Raw genomic sequence first — 19310 nt, forward strand, 5'->3', positions numbered from 1 at the left:
CGCAATCGGGCATCCGGTCAGCCGGATCCCGGACTCATCCCTCGGCGATCGCCGTTCGACGCTCGAGCAGAACAGTGTCGCGCCACACGCCGTCGAGTTCGGCGATCTTCTCGCGAAGGCCGACCGTTCGAAACCCGGCCGAATGATGGAGCGAGATGGAGGCACGGTTCTCCGGGAACATCGACGTCTGCAGAGTCCAGAGTCCGTCGGCGTCGGCGGCCATGACTTGCTTGCGCAACAACGCCTTTCCGACGCCACGACCACGCATGCCGTCCGCAACGTACACGGAGTTCTCGGCAACCCCGCGGTAGCAGTCACGCTCGGAAACCGGACTCAACGCAGCCCATCCGACAACAACACCCCCGATAGTCGCCACCCATCGATGCTGCGGCAGCCACCGTTCGTGGAGATGCTCACGCGAGGGGACCTCAGCGGCAAAGGTGGCATTTCGGGTGTCGATACCCTCGCCGTAAATACGGCGAACCGCATCCCAGTCGTCGTCGATCATGGCCCGGACAGAGACATCGTCGGGCAGATCACTCGGGCAGCACGGACGCGGAGCAAGGACTCCCATCACCACATCCGCCGCCTGCGGCAAGGCAACGCAACACGTCGGACTCATCGCGACGACCGTGCTCGTCCCTTCCTTACGCATGGTCACAAAACCCACATCGGCGAGCTTGCGCAGGTGGTGCGACACCGTCGGTTGCCCGATCCCCAACGCCTCGGCGAGCGCTCCGACGGTAATACCACCGACCGCGCTCGCTACCCGGTGAAGCAATCGGACGCGCATCGGCTCGGCAAGGCAGGCGAACCACTGCGCGTAGGTATCGGCATCGCCCTGCGCGAGGACGGAAGAACGGATCTGATCCGGGTCCGAATCGCCGACTCGCACCGTCGGAGTCTGCAGCGAAGTCATCTCTCCACTATATCGACAGCTGTCGATGGTTGCCTACATTGATGATCGTCGATACAGTTCTCCGTAGATCGATAATCGTCGATGAAAGGCACGAAAATGAACCCCCTACCCGTTGTCGTGATCGGGGCCGGCCCGATCGGCCTGGCAGCCGCAGCAGAACTGCGCGAGCGCGGACTCACACCCCTTGTATTCGAGCGCGGAACCACAGCCGGTGCTGCGATCTCCGAGTGGAATCACGTTCGACTGTTCTCCCGGTGGTCCGAACTCGTCTCCCCCGCCGCGCGGCGACTCCTCGACCAGAATGGATGGAGCTCACCCGACGGGCAGACCTATCCGACCGGCCGGCAATGGCGCGAGCTCTACCTCGAACCACTCGCCTCGGCCCTCGCCGACCTGGTCCAGTTCGACACCGAGGTGATCGGCGTCGCTCGACGCGGACGTGACCTGGTCGTCGACGCCGGACGCGACAGCGAACCCCTCTCGATTCACCTGCGGCGCCGGGACGGAACCGAGGATCGGATGTTCGCCCAGGCCGTTGTGGATGCGTCCGGCACCTGGGGCACCCCCAACCCGCTCGGTGGTGAAGGTCTTCCTGCACTCGGCGAAGGCGCTGTGGGTACTGCGATCCGGTACCGGGTTCCTGATCTCGACGATCCGGCAGTGCGGGCACAGTTCGCCGGAACGCACACCGTCATCGCAGGTAGTGGCCACTCCGCGCTGACGGCGATCGTTGCGCTGTCAGGGTTGGCGGAGCAGGCTCCGAGCACCCGCATCACCTGGGCGGTCCGCCGAGGAAACATCGGCTCTGCATTCGGAGGCGGCGACGCTGACGAACTGCCCGCGCGCGGCGCCCTGGGCTTGCGTGCAAAGAAGGCCGTCGAGGATGGCCTGTTGAGAGTCGTCACCGGCTTCCGCACCGCAGAGGTGACAACTACCCCTTCGGGACAACTCATACTCGCCTCCGATGCGGGTGATCGCATCGAGAACGTGGACAACGTCATAACGCTGACCGGCTTCCGCCCCGATCTGTCCTGGCTCTCGGAAATTCGACTCGGCCTCGACCCGGTCTTACAAGCACCGGTCGAGCTTGCTCCGCTGATCGACCCGAACGTCCACTCGTGCGGCACCGTTTACCCGCATGGCGCGAAGGAGCTTCGCCATCCGGAGCCGGGGGTGTACTTGGCTGGAATGAAAAGCTACGGCCGAGCACCCACCTTCCTGGCGATGACCGGCTACGAGCAGGTTCGCAGCATCGCAGCCGAGCTCGCCGGCGATCACGAAGCAGCGGCCCGCGTCGAGTTGGTCCTTCCGGAGACCGGAGTCTGCGGCGGCGCAGGCATTTTCGACGAACCTGACACAGCAGAAACCGACACAGGGAAAGCCGAGGGCGGATGCTGCAGCGCCCCCGCTCCGAAACTGATCACGCTGTCTGCACCGTCCGGCAACACCTGCGGATAGAAACAGTCCTTGACGACGGAACCAGCCCGCCGGGCTGCCACATCCGGCCGAACAAGGCATGCTGATCGTGTGCATACATTCGAGGTCTGGGCGCCAACACCGGAATCGGTCCGGGTCGAAGTCGACGGCATCACGCACGAGATGGACCGGACCGACGACGGGTGGTGGCGCGCCGAGGTCGACTGCGACAACCGCGCTCGCTACGGCTTTGTCGTCGACGGTGAAACACTCCCGGATCCGCGTTCACCACGCCAGCCCGAAGGCGTGCATCTCCGCTCCCAACTGCACCAACTCGACGAGGCGTCCTGGACCGACTCTCAGTGGACCGGACGACAACTCCCAGGATCATCGGTCTACGAACTGCACATCGGAACGTTCACCCCCGAAGGAACATTCGACGCCGCGATCGAACGTCTCGATCACCTGGTAGACCTCGGCGTCGGCTTCGTGGAAATCATGCCGGTCAACGGCTTCAACGGAACTCACAACTGGGGCTACGACGGTGTGCTCTGGTACACGGTCCACGAGATCTACGGTGGCCCGGACGGATTGCAACGCTTGGTGAATGCGGCCCACGAACGCGGACTCGGCGTGATTCTTGACGTGGTCTACAACCACCTGGGCCCGTCGGGCAACTACCTCGAAAAGTTCGGCCCCTACATTGCCGATGGAGCGAACACCTGGGGCCGAACGATCAACATCGGCGGTCCGCAGTCGGGCGAGGTTCGCGAGTACATCATCGGGAATGCCCTGCGATGGATGCGCGATTTCCACATCGACGGTCTACGCCTCGACGCCGTCCACGCGTTGGTCGATCACACCGCAACGCACATCCTCGAGGAACTCGCCGTCCGAACGGAAACACTGTCGGCCCATCTGGGCCGACCGCTCACGTTGATTGCCGAAAGTGATCTCAACGACGCCACTCTGATCACGCCACGAGCGGCCGGCGGGTTCGGCTTGGACGCGCAGTGGGACGACGACATCCACCACACGATTCACACGGCCGTGTCCGGCGAACGCCAGGGTTATTACGCCGACTTCGGATCCTTGGAATCCCTTGCAAATACATTGCGGCGCGGTTTCTTCCACGCCGGAACGTATTCCTCGTTCCGTGGACGGGTTCACGGCCGGCCGATCGACATCACGCATCAGCCCGCCAGCGCCCTGCTCGCATACACGTGCACCCACGATCAGATCGGCAACCGCGCGATCGGGGACCGCCCGAGCGCCTATCTGACGCCAGGACAATTGGCGATCAAGGCGGCGCTGGTCCTGCTATCGCCGTACACACCGATGCTGTTCATGGGCGAGGAATGGGGAGCGACCACTCCGTTCCAGTTCTTCACCTCGCATCCGGAACCGGAACTCGGCGAGGCCACTGCCAAAGGCCGCAAAGCGGAGTTCGCGGCGCACGGCTGGAACAGTGACGACATTCCGGATCCGCAAGACCCACAGACATTTCTGCGATCGAAACTGGACTGGGACGAGCGAGACGACGAGACACGCGCTCGCGTCCTGGCCTGCTATCGCGATCTACTTGCCCTGCGCAGGAGGCGAATCGAGATCACCGACCCTTGGCTGGGGAACCTGCACGTCGACTACGACGAGGACGACCAGTGGATCACCTTGCGCCGCGGCGCATTACAGATCGTGTGCAATCTGGGAACGGACGCGGCCTCGGTTCCGGTCGGCGGAACCCCCATCCTCTGGTGGGATCCGCCGACACAGGACGAGACCGCGTCCGCAACAGTGGTGCCGGGGCACTCGTTCGTCGTACTCGAAAGCTGACTAACTCTCGAGATTCCGGTATTAACGCTTCGCGTTCTCTGGTGTACTCCGCAGCATCCGCAACACCAATGCGGCACTGACGAACAGAACCAAAGCTGTTGCACCGGCAGCAACGTGCATACCGTCGACAAACGCCGACTTCGCGGAATCGGCAAGCACCGAACCGAGTTCACCAGGTAGGTACGTTGCTTCCTGCAGGGCACCGCCGAGCGTGCCCTGTGCAGCGTGCGCCTGATCTGCTTCGAGCATCGAGGTGTCGATTCCCTTGCGGAAGATCGCCATCACCACGCTGCCCAGGATCGCCACGCCGAGCGCGATGCCGAGTTCGTACGCGGTCTCCGACACAGCGGACGCAGCGCCGGCGCGTTCGGGTTCCACCGAGCTGACCACGAGATCCGATGTCAACGTCAACGCGACACCGACACCAGCACCGGCCAGACCGAAGCCGATCACGAACATCAACGGGCCGCTGTCGACGCCGAGCGCGAGCAGCATCGCAGCACCGATACCGGCAACCGCGAGGCCCGCGCTGAGCACGTGAGACACCGACCACCGGCGAATCAACCAGGCCGCCGCAACCGCGGTGAATGCGCTGAGCAACATACCCGGGAGCATCAGCAGGCCGGCGTCGAGCGCCGAGTTACCCAGCACCAACTGCAGGTACTGCGAGCCGAAGAACAGGACACCTGCCAGCGCGAAGATCGAGAGCAGGTTGGTGATGACGGCGGTGGAGAACGACGCGTTGGCAAACAGCTTCAGATCCAACATCGGATCCTTCAGCATCCGCTGACGACGCACGAACACGTAACCCGCCGCGAGACCAACGAGGCCGATCACCAGCAACGTGATGCTGACGCCGTGCACCACGGATTCCTTGACCGCGTACACCAGCGGCAACATGGTCGCCATCGACAGACCAGCGCTGATGAGGTCGAATCGACCCGGATTGGGGTCCTTCGACTCCGGGATCAGGATCGGGCCGAGTACAACCAGCGCGATCATGACCGGAATGTTGATCAAGAAGACCGAACCCCACCAGAAGTGCTCGAGCAACCAACCACCGACCAACGGGCCGGCCGCGGTACCGCCACCGGCCATCGCGCCCCAGACACCGATCGCCTCGGTGCGCTGACGCGGGTTGACGAAGATCGTGCGGATCAGACCGAGGGTGGCCGGCATCAGCGTTGCACCGGAAATACCCTGCAGCACGCGGGCGGCAATGAGCATCTCGGGACTGACAGCGAGAGCGGCGATGATCGAGGCGAGACCGAAGCCGACTGCGCCGATCAGGAGCAGTTTTCGCCTACCGATCCGGTCGCCGAGCGTACCCATGGTGATGAGCAGACCGGCGAGCACGAACGAATAGACGTCGATGATCCACAGCAACTGCGTGCTGCTCGGCTCGAGGTCGGCGCTGATGAACGGAAGCGCAAGATCGAGCACCGTGCCGTCGACTGCGATGAGCAACACAGCAAAGGCAAGGACTATCAAGCCCGCCCAGTCACGCTTTGTCGCCCGAACCTCGTCGGGATTGATTGCAGACGTCTGATCTGCCGACACTGACATTGCTCCCCTGCGACTTTCTCTGAGTTCTTTCGAAAAGATTTCACTGAACCGTCCAGCCGGTACAGTAGGTCTACGGTAACAGTGAACCGTCCGAGCGGTAAAGTTATTTCCGGGTAGGGTCACATCACATGGCTGCCGACACTCGCGATCGAATTCTCGACGCACTGGAGAAGCTGCTGCTGGTCAGCGGCGTTGCCCAAGTCACGCTCGAAGGCGTTGCCGCCGAAGCCGGGGTTTCCAAGGGCGGACTTCTCTATCACTTCCCCAGCAAGGAAGCCCTCCTCGCGGCGATGGTCCGCAGACTCGGGGAACGCTCGGATCAGCAACTCGACGACGCCGTAGCCGGCGGTACGACGGTCACCGAGTTCTATCTGCAGATCCCCGATGCGAACGAAAGCGAAGAACTCTCACTCTTCCGGTCGATCATCGCGGCACTGAGAACAGTCGACGGACAACACGACGAAATCCAGAAAGCCGTCACACATGTGATGCGGAGCTGGGACAAGGGCCTTCAGACCGAGATCGCCGACCCTGTGCAGGCCGAGATCATCCGACTCGTCGGCGACGGCCTGTATTTGGCGGCGATGCTCGGGCTCCCCCAGCCGGATCCCGAATTGCATCGACAGGTGGTCGAGCGACTGCGGCCCTGACCGGGGGCGTCTCTTACGTCAGATAGCGGTACGCCGGGCTTCCCGGCTCGAGCCTCTCGGACTGCATCGGCGCGCGCTCCATCCGCTCGAGTAACGCCGCCAACCCGTCGGCGGAACCGAGTTCGATACCCACCAACGCGGCACCCGTCTCGCGATTGTTTCGCTTGACGTACTCGAACAGCGCGATGTCGTCGTCCGGCCCGAGCACGTCCGAGAGGAAGCGACGGAGCGCTCCCGGTTCCTGCGGAAAGTCGACCAGGAAGTAGTGCTTGAGCCCGAGGTGAACGAGCGAACGCTCGAGGATTTCGCCGTAACGAGAGACGTCGTTGTTGCCACCGGAGATCAGGCACACGACGGTCGAACCCGGCTCGAACGTCAAATTCTGAAGTGCCGCAACGGAAAGCGCTCCCGCGGGTTCGGCGATGATGCCCTCGCTCTGATACAGCTCGAGCATCGCCGTGCAGATAGCGCCCTCGTCGATCTGATTGACGACAAACGATCCCGAACCGGACCGTGTCTGAAGTTGACGAGCCACGAGCGGCAACGACGCGTGCGACACCACGGCGGCACCCAGACGTGAGACGACCTCGTAGGGAACATCGCCGATCCTCTTGACCGCTGCGCCGTCGACAAATGGATCGACGTCGGGAAGGGTCACCGGGCCCCCGGCAACAAGAGCGGCCGTCATTGACGCCGCACCGGACGGCTCGATCCCGACGATCGACGTCTTGGGCGACCGTTCGTGCAGGTAGGTGGCGATGCCCGCAATGCAACCGCCGCCGCCGACCGGCACGACGATCGTGTCGAGAGGGGCGTCCAATTGCGTGAGAATCTCCGCTGCGATGGTTCCTTGCCCTGCAGCGGTGCGCACGTCGTCGAACGGGGGAACCATGGTTGCGCCGGTTTCGGCTACGTCCTCGGCGGCCGCAGCAGCGGCGGCGTCATAGGTCTCACCGATCATGAACAGTTCGACAAACGCTCCGCCGTGGGCGCGGATGCGATCACGCTTCTGCTTGGGGGTATTTGCCGGAACGTAGATCCGACCCTTGATCTGCATCGTTCGGCACGCGAAAGCAACACCCTGCGCATGGTTACCGGCACTGGCAGTCACTACGCCGGCACCGCGTTCAGCCTCGTTGAGCTGAGCGATCAGGTTGTAAGCGCCACGAATCTTGTACGAACGAACGCCCTGGAGGTCCTCACGCTTGAGATACACGTGTGCCCCGGTCAACGCCGAAAGACGATCGCTGTACTGCAGGGGTGTCGCCGCAATGACGTGCTGAATTCGCTCGATGGCCGCGTCGATCTCCTGCGCGTCGAGCGCGGGGACGGTGGACTTCGTTACTACGACATCGGGCGAGTTAGACACCCCGCCATTTTCGCACGTCGGAGATCAACCTTCCCACCACCCCGCCCCGCATGGTCTGCGAGGCAGGGTGGCGGTAGGTCAGCCGCGCGGATCCAACTGTGAGGGACGTGGCACGTTCCGCAGATTCGACTTGGCCATCTGTACTGCCTCGCCGACGCCGCCGTTCATCACCATCTTCGACATCGCCAAAGCGAAGCCCTTCATCTGACCACCGGTGATGGTGGGCGGCAACGACAATGCCAACGGATCGGTCACCAGATCCACCAAGGCCGGACCGTCATGATCGAGCGCGGCGCGTAGGCCCGCTTCGATGTCCGCGGGATTCTCGATTCGGCGCGAGAAGATACCGAGCGCAGCAGCAACCGCCGCGTAGTCGACCGCGGGCACGTCGACCCCGAAATCCGGAAGGCCGTCGACCAGCATCTCGAGCTTGACCATTCCGAGCGTCGAGTTGTTGAACACCACGATCTTGACCGGCAACTTGTACATCGCGACGGTGACCAACTCACCGAGCAGCATCGACAATCCACCGTCGCCCGACACCGAGATGACCTGACGCCCCGGACTCGACCATGCAGCACCCATCGCATGTGGGAGCGCATTGGACATCGATCCGTGCAGCGCCGAGGAGATGAAGCGTCTCGATCCGTTCGGATTGAGATAGCGCGCCGTCCACACGTTGCACATCCCGGTGTCGGCGGTGAAGATTGCGTCGTCGGCTGCCAGATCGTCCAAGATCGAGGCCGCATACTCGGGGTGAATCGGCGTGCGCTGCTTGACCGGATCCGTGTATGCACCAACCACTTTGGTCATCAGAGTGTTGTGCTTGGCGAGCGTGTCCTCCAGGAACCCGCGGTCGGTCTTTCGATCGAGCTGCGGAATCAGTGCGCTCAAGGTGCTCGCGGCGTCGCCGTGCACAGCCAGGTCCAGGCTGGTTCGACGCCCCAACCGCTCGGCCGCGATGTCGATCTGAGCGGTACGAACGTCATCGGGCAAGAACTGATCGTAAGGAAAGTCCGTACCGATCAGGAGCAGGAGATCGGCGCCGTGGATACCGTCGTGCGCCGCACCGTAACCGAGCAATCCGGTCATCCCGACGTCGTACGGGTTGTCGTACTGGATCCATTCCTTGCCACGCAGTGAATGCCCGATGGGAGCGCCGACGGTTTCGGCCAACGCCAGAACCTCCGCGCGCGCATCTCGCACGCCCGCGCCGGCGAAGATCGCAACCTTACGCGAGCCGTTGATCACATCTGCCAACGCCTTGACGTCACCGGCATCCGGAACGACTGTCGGCCTCCGCGTTTCGACGAGCGTCGGCGGAGTGCCCTCGGCCGGGCAGTCGGCGATGTCCCCGGGAAGCACGATCACCGAGACGCCGTTTCGAGCCACCGAATGCTGAATCGCCGACTGCACCACGCGTGGTGATTGCACTGGGGTGCTGACGAGTTCGGTGTAACTCGAACATTCGATGAAGATCCGCTCGGGATGCGTCTCCTGGAAGTAACCCATACCGATCTGGGCACTCGGAATGTGCGAGGCGATCGCGAGGACCGGCGCGCCCGAACGATGAGCGTCGTACAGGCCGTTGATCAGGTGAAGGTTTCCGGGGCCGCAGGATCCGGCACACACTGCGAGTTTTCCGGTGATCTGGGCATCCGCTGCGGCCGCAAAGGCGGCTGCTTCCTCATGCCGGACGTGTATCCAATCGATTCCGCCCTTCTCGGAACCACCGGTGCGACGAACCGCATCGACGATGGGATTGAGACTGTCACCGACAATGCCGTAGATCCGACTGACACCCGCGTCAACGAGCTGCTGAACCAATTGATCTGCAACGGTTTTCGGACTCATCAGACCTCCATGACACACTCACGGGAGTCGGGATCGCCGACCCCCGGGAGTGACGATTTACTTGTGATTGATGCAGCGCTTCTTGTGGAATGCGGGGTTACTTGGGTTCGAGCACGAACACCGGAATCTCACGATCGGTCTTCGTCTGATAATCGGCGTAGTCGGGGTACGCAGCGACAGCGCGCTCCCACCAGACCGCCTTCTCGTCGCCGGTGACTTCCCGAGCAACCAGGTCGAAGACCTGCGTCGCGTCACGCAGCGTGACGTGCGGGTCGGCTTTGACGTTGTAGTACCAGACCGGATTCTTCGGGGCGCCACCGAGCGAAGCCACAACGGCATACGAACCGTCGTGCTCGACGCGCATCAGCGGCGTCTTCCTGACCTTGCCGGACTTTGCCCCGATGGTCGTGAGAACGACGACGGGCATGCCGTTCATGTCGTTTCCCTCGGTGCCACCGGAGTTCTCGATGCGTGCGACCTGATCGGCGGCCCACGACGCTGGACTGGGTTCGTACTCACCTGTGATTGGCATGTGTACCAGTGAACACCCACTCGAGCACCTTGGCCACCGAACCACGCCGACCAGGCCGGTCGCCCGCGCACTCCCCTGGTTGATCGATTAAGTGAGCTGCCGATCAATAAAGTTCGCTTGCCCGAACTCTCATCTCTGGCTACTCTGAAACCACAGCTTCGAACAGCCGTATCGGAAAGGGACGAGATGACCACCGCAGATATCTCCACTCGCGAATCACGCCCCTCCCCCGACTATTGCGTCGATCTGGCCGGAACTCGGTGGCCGCTGTACAAGATCGAAGCTCTCGTGGTCGGGTTCGTGCTGTTCGTCGTCGCCGGTGCCGTCACGCAGTCGATGCAGGTGGCCGTACTGACTGCCGCAACGGCCGCTGTAGTCACGTGGTGGGTACGGCGCGTGCACTACTCACGCACCACCTGATCACCGCACTCCCCCGAACTCCCGCGAACCACGAAGGGACCTTGCTGCATCAGCAGCAAGGTCCCTTCGTTCGGTTCAGGTCCGCTCGGCGGTCAGACCGTCAGGCAACTCGGTCCGAGCAATGCCTTCAGGTCGCCCATCAGTGCCGAGGACGGTTCGACCCGAAGGACGTCGTCGACCTTCCACAAGCTGATTTCGGTTCCGCCGATCAGTCGGACATGGACATCGGACGTCCCCGGATGCCTGGTCAACACCTGCTTGAGAGCACTGAGCTTGTCCTTGGTGCATTGCCGAAGCGGCAGCGAGACCGACAGGGGGCGCGCGACCCCGATCGCCGAAATATCAGGCACCGCAAGGTCGTTGCCGATCAGCGACATCCGATCGTCTCGGATCGAAACGCGAGCCTTGACCAACACGATGGCATCCTCGGCGATGTCCATTCCGTACACGGCGTACGCCTGCGGGAAGAACAGCACCTCGATTCCACCCACGAGATCTTCGAGCTGCACGATGCACCAGGTCAGACCGTTCTTGTTGACCCGACGGTCCACCGAGGCAATGATGCCGCCGAGAGTTACCTGGGCACCGTCCTGAACGCCGCCTTCGAGTATCGCGGCGATGGACGTGTCGGACTGCTGCCGAAGAATGTGCTCGACGCCGTTGAGCGGGTGACCGGAGACATACAGCCCCAGCATCTCTCGTTCGAGCGCCAGGCGATGCTTGGAATCCCACTCTTCGTCAGGAATCTTGACGTCGAACACCGAGGTGATCGACTCGTCCGCCTCGGCACCACCGAAGAGGTCGAACTGTCCGATCGCCTCCGCCTTCTTGGTGCTCATCACGGAATCGATGGCGTCGGCATGGACCAACATCAGGCCCTTGCGCGGATGACCCAACGAGTCGAAAGCACCGGCCTTGATGAGCGATTCGGTGACCTTCTTGTTGCAAGCCATCGCGTCGATCTTGCCGAGATAGTCGGAGAAATCGGTGAACTTCGACTTCTCGGTGCGCGCCTTGATGATCGACGCGACGACGTTGGCGCCGACGTTGCGCACCGACCCCATACCGAAACGGATGTCGTCGCCGACGGTCGCGAAGTCGACGCGTGACTCGTTGACGTCCGGCGGGAGAACGGTGATGCCCAACTTGCGGCAGTCGGCGAGATAGATCGCGGACTTGTCCTTGTCGTCACCGACGGAGGTCAGCAGACCCGCCATGTACTCGGCCGGGTAGTTCGCCTTGAGGTACGCAGTCCAGTACGACACGAGTCCGTAGCCGGCGGAGTGCGACTTGTTGAACGCGTAGCCGGCGAAGGGAAGGACCGTGTCCCACAGCGCCTTGATGGCGGCTTCGCTGAAGTTGTTGTCCAACATGCCCTGCCGGAAGCCGGCGTAGGCCTTTTCCAGCTCGGACAGCTTCTTCTTACCCATGGCGCGACGCAGCAAGTCGGCCTGGCCCAGGGTGTACCCGGCCACCTTCTGCGCCAGTTGCATGATCTGCTCCTGGTAGATGATCAGGCCGTATGTCTCCGAGAGGATCTCCGCGAGCGGCTCCTCCAGCTCGGGGTGAATCGGCTTGACGTCTTCCAAGGCGTTCTTGCGCTTGGCGTACGAGATGTGGGCGTCCACACCCATCGGTCCCGGTCGATACAGCGCCAAGGCGGCGACGATGTCGCCGAATCCGGTGGGCTGCATCAGTTTCAGCAACTCGCGCATACCGCCGCCGTCGAGCTGGAACACACCGAGAGTGTCGCCGCGGGCGAGCAGTTCGTATGTTGCCGCATCGTCCATCGGCAAAGTGTCGAGGTCGAGGTCGATGCCGCGGTTGGCTTTGATGTTCTCGAGCGTGTCGCCGATGACCGTGAGGTTTCGCAGACCGAGGAAGTCCATCTTGAGCAGGCCGATGGCTTCACACGAGGGGTAGTCCCACCCGGTGATGATTGCGCCGTCCTGGGCGCGCTTCCAGACCGGGATTGCGTCGGTGAGCGGTTCGGACGACATGATGACCGCGCAGGCGTGCACACCGGCGTTACGGATCAGCCCCTCCAGACCCACCGCAGTCTTGTAGATCTTCGCGACGTCCGGGCTGGAGTCGATGAGTGCTCGAACCTCGACGGCCTCCTTGTACCGCTCGTGCTTCGGATCGGTGATACCGGAGACAGAGATGTCCTTGGCCATGATGGGCGGCGGGAGTGCCTTGGTGATCTGATCGGCGATGGCGAAGCCCGGCTTGCCGAACTGGACGCGAGCCGAGTCCTTGATGGCAGCCTTGGTCTTGATGGTGCCGAAGGTGATGACCTGGGCGACCTTGTCGTTGCCCCACTTGTCCGTCGCGTAGCGAACCATCTCGCCGCGACGGCGATCATCGAAGTCGATATCGATATCGGGCATGGACACACGCTCGGGGTTGAGGAATCGCTCGAACAGCAACCCGTACGGGATGGGGTCGATGTTGGTGATACCCATCGCGTAGGCCACCAACGAACCGGCAGCCGATCCACGGCCGGGCCCGACACGGATCCCGACGTCCTTGGCGTGGTTGATCAGGTCGCCGACCACGAGGAAGTAGGCCGGGAAGCCCATTTCGTTGATGACGCCGATCTCGTAGTCGGCGCGGGCGAGGTACTCCTGCGGCGGTCCGCTCGGGAAGCGGCGATCGAGTCCGCGCATCACCTCGGCGCGCAGGAAGGTCTGCTGCGTGTGTCCCTCCGGGACCGGGAAGATCGGCATCCGGTCGTGGAATGCCCAGACGTCCTCGTACGACTGCACACGCTCGCCGATGGCAACGGTGTTGTCGCATGCCCCCGGTACCTCGTTGTCCCAGATGGCGCGCATCTCGGCAGCGGACTTGAGGTAGTAGCCGTCGCCGTCGAACTTGAAGCGAGTGGGGTCGGAGAGCGTCTTGCCGGTCTGAATGCAGAGCAGCGCCTCGTGATTCTCGGCGGCGTCCTTGGTGACGTAATGGCAGTCGTTGGTGGCAAGTGGCGGAATACCGAGTTGCTTGCCGATGTCGAGCAGACCCTCTCGCACACGGCGCTCGATCGAGAGACCGTGATCCATCAGTTCGAGGAAGAAGTTGTCCGGGCCCCAGATCTCCTGCCACTTCGCGGCAGCTTCGAGAGCCTCGCGATCGTGACCGAGACGAAGGCGGGTCTGGATCTCACCGGACGGGCAACCCGTGGTCGCGATGATGCCCTCGGCGTGCGCGGCGATGAGCTCCTCGTCCATCCGTGGCCATTTACCGAGCTGGCCCTCGATGGACGCGAGCGACGACAGCTTGAAGAGGTTGCGGAGTCCGGTCGCGTTCTCGGCCACCATCGTCATGTGGGTGTACGCACCGCTACCGGAGACGTCGTCGGACTTCTGGCTGCGATCGCCCCACAGAACTCGCTTGGTGTTGAAGCGAGACTCGGGTGCGATGTAGGCCTCGATGCCGATGATCGGCTTGATGCCGGCGCTCTTTGCCTCGTTGTAGAACTGGCTGGCGCCGTACATGTTTCCGTGGTCGGTCATGCCGACTGCGGTCATTTCGAGACGAGCGGCCTCCTCGAACATGGCGCCGACCTTGGCCGCACCGTCGAGCATCGAGTACTCGGTGTGATTGTGAAGATGTACGAACGAGTCAGCCACGTGCGCCTCTCTGAAGGTCTGGGAGCGAGATCGAGTGTATGCCGCGCTGCCGACACGACCGGCGACCGACGTAGCGGAATCGCCGTGCGCCGCCTCCGGTCACGTGACCGGAACCTCGGGTTCGGCGCTCGACCTCACCGAACGCCGCGAACGTCGACCGGCGACGAAGGTGTCTGTCGTGAAGATCACCAGTGCAGCCCAGATCAGAACGAAGCCGATCCAGCGTGAGGCCGGCATGTCCTCGTGCATGACGGCCACACCCCACGCCATCTGGAGCGCCGGGGTGAGGTACTGCAGCATGCCCATCGTCGCCAACGGAACTCTCTGAGCGGCGACGCCGAACAGGAGCAGCGGCAGCGCGGTGACCGGGCCGGCGGCAAGCAGCAACAGGCTGTGCCCGGTACCGCTGCTGATGAATGCACCGGCCCCGGTCAGGCCGAGAAACACGAGATAGCCGACCGCGAACGGTGCGGCAACGACTCCCTCGGCAGTCAAACTGGTTCGAGGATCGAGCGGAACCACCTTCTTGACCAACCCATAGGTGGCAAACGAGCCGGCGAGCAGCAAAGCGACGATCGGAGGTTTCCCGAAGTCGACCGTGATCACCACAACTGCCGTGGCAGCGAGAACGAGCGCGGCGATCTGGGCGGGACGCAATCGTTCGCGGAAGATCACGACGCCGAGCAGAACGGTGACCAGCGGGTTGATGAAGTACCCGAGAGCCGCCTCCACGACGCGGCCTGACACCACGGCATAGATGTACGTTCCCCAGTTCACGGCGATCGCGGCTGACGCCGCGGTCACCAGCAGCCAGGTGCGTGCGCTGATTCCGCGAAGCGATCCGAGGCGGCCGGCAAAGGCCAACACGATCAGCATCAACAGAAGGGTCCACACCACCCGGTGCGCAAGGATCTCGACCGGATCGGCGAAGTCGAGTAGTCCGAAGAATGCCGGGAACGTTCCCCACAACAGGAAAGCCGCCACACCGTAGAAGATCCCCGAGGACGAACGGGACTCAGCGCGTTCGTCCTTGTTCACAGAACCGGAGTTCACGGGACCGGTCCGTCGTCGGGGCCGGGAGCAACGACGTCCACGTACTCCGGCAGCAAGGGACGGACGGCCGCCAACCACGGCGAGGCGTCGGACGGCAACGCTTCCACTGCACGGACGTTCGAGTCATGTTCGATCGCTTCGAGTCCTTCGGGAGTAGCTCGCACCAGCACGCCCACCGCGCAGGCGCACCCGCCGGACAATCGCTTCGCCGACGCGAGCGCCACCTGTTGCTGACGATCGGTGTCGCCGCCGAGCGAGACCAGTCGCGTGGCTGCAACCCCGGGCGATCTGCGCACTGCTTCGTCGTTGTCGGGAACGGGCACCGACATGAGCGGCGTCTGGACGCGCTCGATCGGAACTCGGAACATGACCCTGGACACGCGAACGCCCGAGACCTCAGCGCCCGGCACCTGAACACTGCTGGTCGTCGTCATGACATCGTCGACGGTGAGTGCCTTCGTGAACGAGACCAACGCCCACACCGGCCCGTCGACCGACGCAACAGAATCTCGCGCTCGGTCGAGGTAGTCCGGGACAGCTTCCCCACTGTCCGGACCCAGAGTGTCCGTCCGGATCGGCGGGGTCGGCACGGGATTCGCGAACCCCACGCCCACCACCGCCGCCACACCGACCACCACCGCGACGACGGCCGGCGCGGGGGTAAGCCCGCGCGGTGTCATGAGGACCGGAGAACTTCGAGTGCGTGTTCGAGATCCTTCGGGTACTTGCTCTTGATCTCGACCCAGCGACCGTCCGCCGGATGTGCGAATCCAAGAGACACGGCGTGCAGCCACTGGCGCTCGAGGCCGAGCCTTTCGGCAAGTCGAGGGTCCGCGCCGTAAGTCAGGTCGCCGCAGCACGGATGGCGCAACGCCGAAAAGTGGACACGGATCTGGTGTGTGCGACCGGTTTCGAGGTGCACGTCCAGCAGACTCGCTGCCTGGAACGCCTCGATGGTGTCGTAGTGCGTGACGCTGGGCTTGCCGTCGGCCGTGACCGTGAATCGCCAGTCGTTCCCGTGATGGCGTCCGATGGGCGCGTCGATCGTTCCGCTGCTCGGGTCGGGGTGTCCCTGCACGAGAGCGTGGTAGCGCTTGTCGATGGTCCGCTGCTTGAAAGCGCGCTTGAGCAACGTGTACGCGCGCTCGGATGTGGCAACCACCATGACACCCGACGTTCCGACGTCCAGGCGGTGGACGATGCCCTGACGCTCGTGGGCACCGGACGTCGAGATGCGGAAACCGGCCGCGGCAAGTCCGCCGATGACGGTCGGTCCCGTCCACCCGACGCTGGCGTGCGCGGCAACTCCGACGGGCTTGTCGACTGCCACGACGTCGTCGTCGGCGTAGAGAATCTCCATTCCCTCGACCGGTGTCGCTTCGATGGTCAGGGGCCGCGGCGGTTCGGGCAGGACTACCTCGAGCCACGACCCTGCGGTCAGACGATCGGACTTGCCGACGGCCACACCGTCGACGAGTACCGAGCCTTCTTCCGCGAGTGTCGCGACCACGGTGCGCGAGAGTCCGAGAAGGCGCGCGAGGCCGGCATCGACGCGCATGGCATCGAGACCGTCGGGCACGGGCATCGAACGGGATTCCCTCACTTGGTTTCTCCCTCGGCTGCAGCCTTCGATTCGGTGAGCTTCTTGTCGTCCGCCTTGTGATCACGCAGGCGTTCACCGTTGGGTTCGAAGCCGAACAGTGTCAGGACGACGAGCAGAATCGCGCCACAGACGATCGCGGAATCCGCGATGTTGAACACCGGCCACCAGCCGACGGAGACGAAATCCACCACATGTCCGCGCATGATTCCGGGAGAGCGGAAGAATCGGTCGACGAGGTTACCCAGCGCGCCGCCGAGAACGAGGCCGAGACCGAGCGCCCACCACGGTGATCGGAGCGTGCGACCGATCTTGATCACACCGATGACCACACCGATTGCGACGAGAGTGAGGATCCACGTCATCGACGTCGCCATCGAGAACGCTGCCCCCGGATTGCGCACCATCGTGAATGTGACCACGTCACCGATGATTTCGATCGGCTGCCCCGGTTTGACCGCGGCGACTGCCCACACCTTCGTGAGAATGTCCGAGAGCAGGATGACAGCGGCGATGGCAATGAGCATGGTCAGCCGGCGGGGCTTTTCGAGCGGCGCAACCGCCAGGTCACCGTCTTCCGATTTCACGGCTTCCGGTTTCACGGTTTCGGGCTCGTCGGCCTTCGAGATTTCGGTAATCGGCTGATCCTCCGCGTTGACATCTCGGTCTGGGTGGTCTGTACTCACGCAACCATCATCCCTCATGTTCACCGCACCGGGTCACGCACTCTGCAACTGCGGCTAGCCTGGAGCGCGTGCCACTGCTGTCCACGACCGGCCGACGCGTTCCGTTCGCCCTCGCTGCCCTCGCTCTCACCACCGTTCTCACCGCTTGCGGCGACTCGGATCAACCTCCGAACACCCCGACCTCCTCGCCGAGCGAGGTCACTGTTCCGGTGACCGCCGCGACGGTCGAAGTTCTCGAGGCGGGGAGCGAGCCGCGCGAGGTTTTGCGTACGAACTTGCCTGTCGGCACCACGCAGACGGCGACGCTCGTCACCCAGGCCGTCGTGAGTCAGCAGATCGATCAACAACCGGCGCAGGATTTCTCTTCGCCGGAGATCACGATCCCGCTCTCGGCAAACGTGACCGCTGACGATCCCACCGCAGTCGTTGACCTCACGCTGTCGTCGATGACCTCGCCCGATGCAACGCTGCAGGCTGCGCTGAGCGGGGCCGACGGGTCTGCGGCCGGATTGTCGGTCACGGATTCGGGCGCCATCACCGCCCTACGGTTGAAGCCCTCCGCCAACTCGGCCAATGCTGCCCGCGCTGCAATCGAACAAGCGCTGGGCCAAGCGGTCTACCGGACCGTTGCACTCCCCGACGCTCCGGTCGGTGTCGGCGCACGTTGGGTGGTTCGGCAGCAAGTCAGCAGCGAAATCCTGCTCGATCAGACAACCACCGTCACGCTCACCGCGCGCGAGGGCAATCGGCTTTCGCTCGCGGTGGACGTATCGCAGACCCCGCAGAGCCCGGTCTGGAACCTGGCTGGTGACGCCGGAACGCTGAACATCGATCAGTACGTCATGGCCGGCTCCGGAAACCTCACCGTCGACCTCTCACTCCCCTTGCCGATCGACGGACAGATGACCGTCGGCGGCGACCAGGCATACGGCGACCCGGACAGCTCCTCGGTGATCCGGCAGACCATCTCCAACAGCATTCGGTGGGAATCGTGACACGCCGGTCGCTTCTCGCACTTGGTCTGACCGCAACGGCGGCACTGTTCGTCGTGACCGGTTGCGGCTCGGACGACTCGCCTGGTGCCGACACGACTACGCAGGTTTCCGCCCCACAGGTCGGCTTGGCGCCGTTCACGGCTGCTCCGGCCGCACCGCTGAGCGGGGCGCCTCTCGACCGTGACGGCCTGCAACGAGCCGCGCTCACCCTGTCCGAGCTACCTGCGGACTTCGACATAGTTCCCGACCCGGTCGACGACCTCGGCCTCGCACCGGCGCCGGAGAGTTCGGAGGCGGACAAGTCGAGCACCGACCCCGCCGTCTGCGCCCAGGTTCTGGCGCCGATAGCCACCCAGGCTCCCGGATCGGTCGCCGACCTCTCCGACATGTTCACCGGCCCCGATTTCACGAGCATCGATCAGGACTCTGCTTCGTACGCCGACGGCACCGCGGCAGCAGCAGCTTTCGAGAAACTTCAGACCACGCTGGCCGGGTGCGCGGAATATTCAGGAACCGATGCCGACGGAACGACAATCACCTATCGCGTCGGCGGAGCGTCGGACCCGAACGTCGGCGACGCGTCTTTCGCTTTCCGAATCATCACGGAGAGTGGCGGTTTCACCTTGGTCGCCGATGCGATCGTGGCCGCAGTCGGGACCACGTTGACCCAGGTGTCCGCAACTGCGCCGAGTCCGATCGCCCCCGACGTGCTGCACTCGATGGCATCGGCCGCCGCCGATCGCCTGCGCGCACAAACGCCCTGACAACGAGCGGATTGGTCCCGTCTC

General features: G+C 63.5%; 16 protein-coding genes. 6 read left to right on the forward strand and 10 right to left on the reverse strand.

Annotation, left to right across the window (positions count from 1 at the left end):
• Positions 1–34 precede the first annotated feature (34 nt).
• Positions 35–919 carry a helix-turn-helix domain-containing GNAT family N-acetyltransferase gene (locus ACN50D_RS22280; RefSeq protein ID WP_058039465.1) on the reverse strand — a complete coding sequence of 295 codons (885 nt, stop codon included), beginning with the start codon at positions 917–919 and terminating at the stop codon, positions 35–37.
• Positions 920–1015: 96 nt separating this feature from the next.
• On the opposite strand from ACN50D_RS22280, the gene ACN50D_RS22285 reads away from it, so the two are divergent.
• Positions 1016–2377: an NAD(P)-binding domain-containing protein gene (locus tag ACN50D_RS22285; protein WP_050655316.1), complete on the forward strand. Its 1362-nt coding sequence runs from the start codon at positions 1016–1018 to the stop codon at positions 2375–2377.
• A gap of 69 nt (positions 2378–2446) precedes the next feature.
• The gene (gene treZ / locus ACN50D_RS22290; protein ID WP_193595228.1) at positions 2447–4168 is read left to right on the forward strand and encodes a malto-oligosyltrehalose trehalohydrolase; all 1722 of its coding nucleotides are present in this window, start codon (positions 2447–2449) and stop codon (positions 4166–4168) included.
• 21 nt (positions 4169–4189) lie between these two features.
• On the opposite strand, the gene ACN50D_RS22295 is transcribed toward treZ, so the two are convergent.
• On the reverse strand, positions 4190–5734 hold the full coding sequence (locus ACN50D_RS22295) for an MFS transporter (RefSeq protein WP_054781564.1): 1545 nt from the start codon (positions 5732–5734) through the stop codon (positions 4190–4192).
• A gap of 128 nt (positions 5735–5862) precedes the next feature.
• Between ACN50D_RS22295 and ACN50D_RS22300 the strand changes: the two genes are divergently transcribed.
• On the forward strand, positions 5863–6384 hold the full coding sequence (locus ACN50D_RS22300) for a TetR/AcrR family transcriptional regulator (protein WP_003941685.1): 522 nt from the start codon (positions 5863–5865) through the stop codon (positions 6382–6384).
• Between the two features lie 13 nt (positions 6385–6397).
• Here the strand turns inward: ACN50D_RS22300 and ilvA are convergent, their stop codons facing one another.
• The 3 genes from ilvA to ACN50D_RS22315 all read right to left on the reverse strand — a co-directional run bounded on the left by ilvA (position 6398) and on the right by ACN50D_RS22315 (position 10139).
• Positions 6398–7753: a threonine ammonia-lyase IlvA gene (gene ilvA / locus ACN50D_RS22305; protein WP_007733150.1), complete on the reverse strand. Its 1356-nt coding sequence runs from the start codon at positions 7751–7753 to the stop codon at positions 6398–6400.
• A gap of 78 nt (positions 7754–7831) precedes the next feature.
• A complete protein-coding gene (locus tag ACN50D_RS22310) occupies positions 7832–9607 on the reverse strand; it encodes a pyruvate dehydrogenase (protein WP_211921168.1) in 1776 nt (591 codons plus the stop codon).
• A 97-nt stretch (positions 9608–9704) separates the two neighbouring features.
• Positions 9705–10139: a nitroreductase family deazaflavin-dependent oxidoreductase gene (locus ACN50D_RS22315; RefSeq protein WP_003941666.1), complete on the reverse strand. Its 435-nt coding sequence runs from the start codon at positions 10137–10139 to the stop codon at positions 9705–9707.
• Positions 10140–10325: 186 nt separating this feature from the next.
• Here ACN50D_RS22315 and ACN50D_RS22320 point away from each other — a divergent pair, with 186 nt between their 5' ends.
• On the forward strand, positions 10326–10559 hold the full coding sequence (locus ACN50D_RS22320; RefSeq protein ID WP_003941759.1) for a hypothetical protein: 234 nt from the start codon (positions 10326–10328) through the stop codon (positions 10557–10559).
• Between the two features lie 92 nt (positions 10560–10651).
• Here ACN50D_RS22320 and dnaE read toward each other — a convergent pair whose 3' ends face one another.
• The 5 genes from dnaE to lspA form a co-directional block, all read right to left on the reverse strand.
• Positions 10652–14188: a DNA polymerase III subunit alpha gene (dnaE, locus tag ACN50D_RS22325; protein ID WP_003941755.1), complete on the reverse strand. Its 3537-nt coding sequence runs from the start codon at positions 14186–14188 to the stop codon at positions 10652–10654.
• Between the two features lie 99 nt (positions 14189–14287).
• The gene (gene rarD, locus ACN50D_RS22330) at positions 14288–15241 is read right to left on the reverse strand and encodes an EamA family transporter RarD (protein ID WP_007733157.1); all 954 of its coding nucleotides are present in this window, start codon (positions 15239–15241) and stop codon (positions 14288–14290) included.
• Entirely contained in the window at positions 15238–15921 is a 684-nt protein-coding gene (locus ACN50D_RS22335; RefSeq protein WP_211921170.1) for a hypothetical protein, read from the reverse strand. Before ACN50D_RS22335 ends, rarD begins: the two co-directional genes overlap by 4 nt.
• Positions 15918–16844: an RluA family pseudouridine synthase gene (locus ACN50D_RS22340; RefSeq protein WP_007733161.1), complete on the reverse strand. Its 927-nt coding sequence runs from the start codon at positions 16842–16844 to the stop codon at positions 15918–15920. The genes ACN50D_RS22335 and ACN50D_RS22340 overlap by 4 nt, the downstream gene beginning before the upstream one ends.
• Positions 16841–17527: a signal peptidase II gene (gene lspA, locus ACN50D_RS22345; protein WP_372450117.1), complete on the reverse strand. Its 687-nt coding sequence runs from the start codon at positions 17525–17527 to the stop codon at positions 16841–16843. Before lspA ends, ACN50D_RS22340 begins: the two co-directional genes overlap by 4 nt.
• A 68-nt stretch (positions 17528–17595) precedes the next feature.
• On the opposite strand from lspA, the gene ACN50D_RS22350 reads away from it, so the two are divergent.
• Positions 17596–18522 carry a hypothetical protein gene (locus ACN50D_RS22350; RefSeq protein ID WP_003941753.1) on the forward strand — a complete coding sequence of 309 codons (927 nt, stop codon included), beginning with the start codon at positions 17596–17598 and terminating at the stop codon, positions 18520–18522.
• Positions 18519–19286, forward strand: a complete 768-nt coding sequence (locus ACN50D_RS22355; RefSeq protein WP_228401058.1) for a sensor domain-containing protein — start codon at positions 18519–18521, stop codon at positions 19284–19286. Before ACN50D_RS22350 ends, ACN50D_RS22355 begins: the two co-directional genes overlap by 4 nt.
• The last annotated feature ends 24 nt before the right edge of the window (positions 19287–19310 follow it).

This window comes from Rhodococcus sp. SB1D (genome assembly GCF_048573875.1).
Classification (GTDB): domain Bacteria; phylum Actinomycetota; class Actinomycetes; order Mycobacteriales; family Mycobacteriaceae; genus Rhodococcus_F; species Rhodococcus_F qingshengii.

Coding starts and splice junctions, on each gene's coding strand:
- ACN50D_RS22335 (WP_211921170.1), bottom strand. CDS start 15,921: ATGACACCGCGCGGGCTTACCCCCGCGCCGGCCGTCGTCGCGGTGGTG.
- ACN50D_RS22285 (WP_050655316.1), top strand. CDS start 1,016: ATGAACCCCCTACCCGTTGTCGTGATCGGGGCCGGCCCGATCGGCCTG.
- ACN50D_RS22310 (WP_211921168.1), bottom strand. CDS start 9,607: ATGAGTCCGAAAACCGTTGCAGATCAATTGGTTCAGCAGCTCGTTGAC.
- ACN50D_RS22295 (WP_054781564.1), bottom strand. CDS start 5,734: ATGTCAGTGTCGGCAGATCAGACGTCTGCAATCAATCCCGACGAGGTT.
- ACN50D_RS22315 (WP_003941666.1), bottom strand. CDS start 10,139: ATGCCAATCACAGGTGAGTACGAACCCAGTCCAGCGTCGTGGGCCGCC.
- ACN50D_RS22320 (WP_003941759.1), top strand. CDS start 10,326: ATGACCACCGCAGATATCTCCACTCGCGAATCACGCCCCTCCCCCGAC.
- ACN50D_RS22280 (WP_058039465.1), bottom strand. CDS start 919: ATGACTTCGCTGCAGACTCCGACGGTGCGAGTCGGCGATTCGGACCCG.
- ACN50D_RS22300 (WP_003941685.1), top strand. CDS start 5,863: ATGGCTGCCGACACTCGCGATCGAATTCTCGACGCACTGGAGAAGCTG.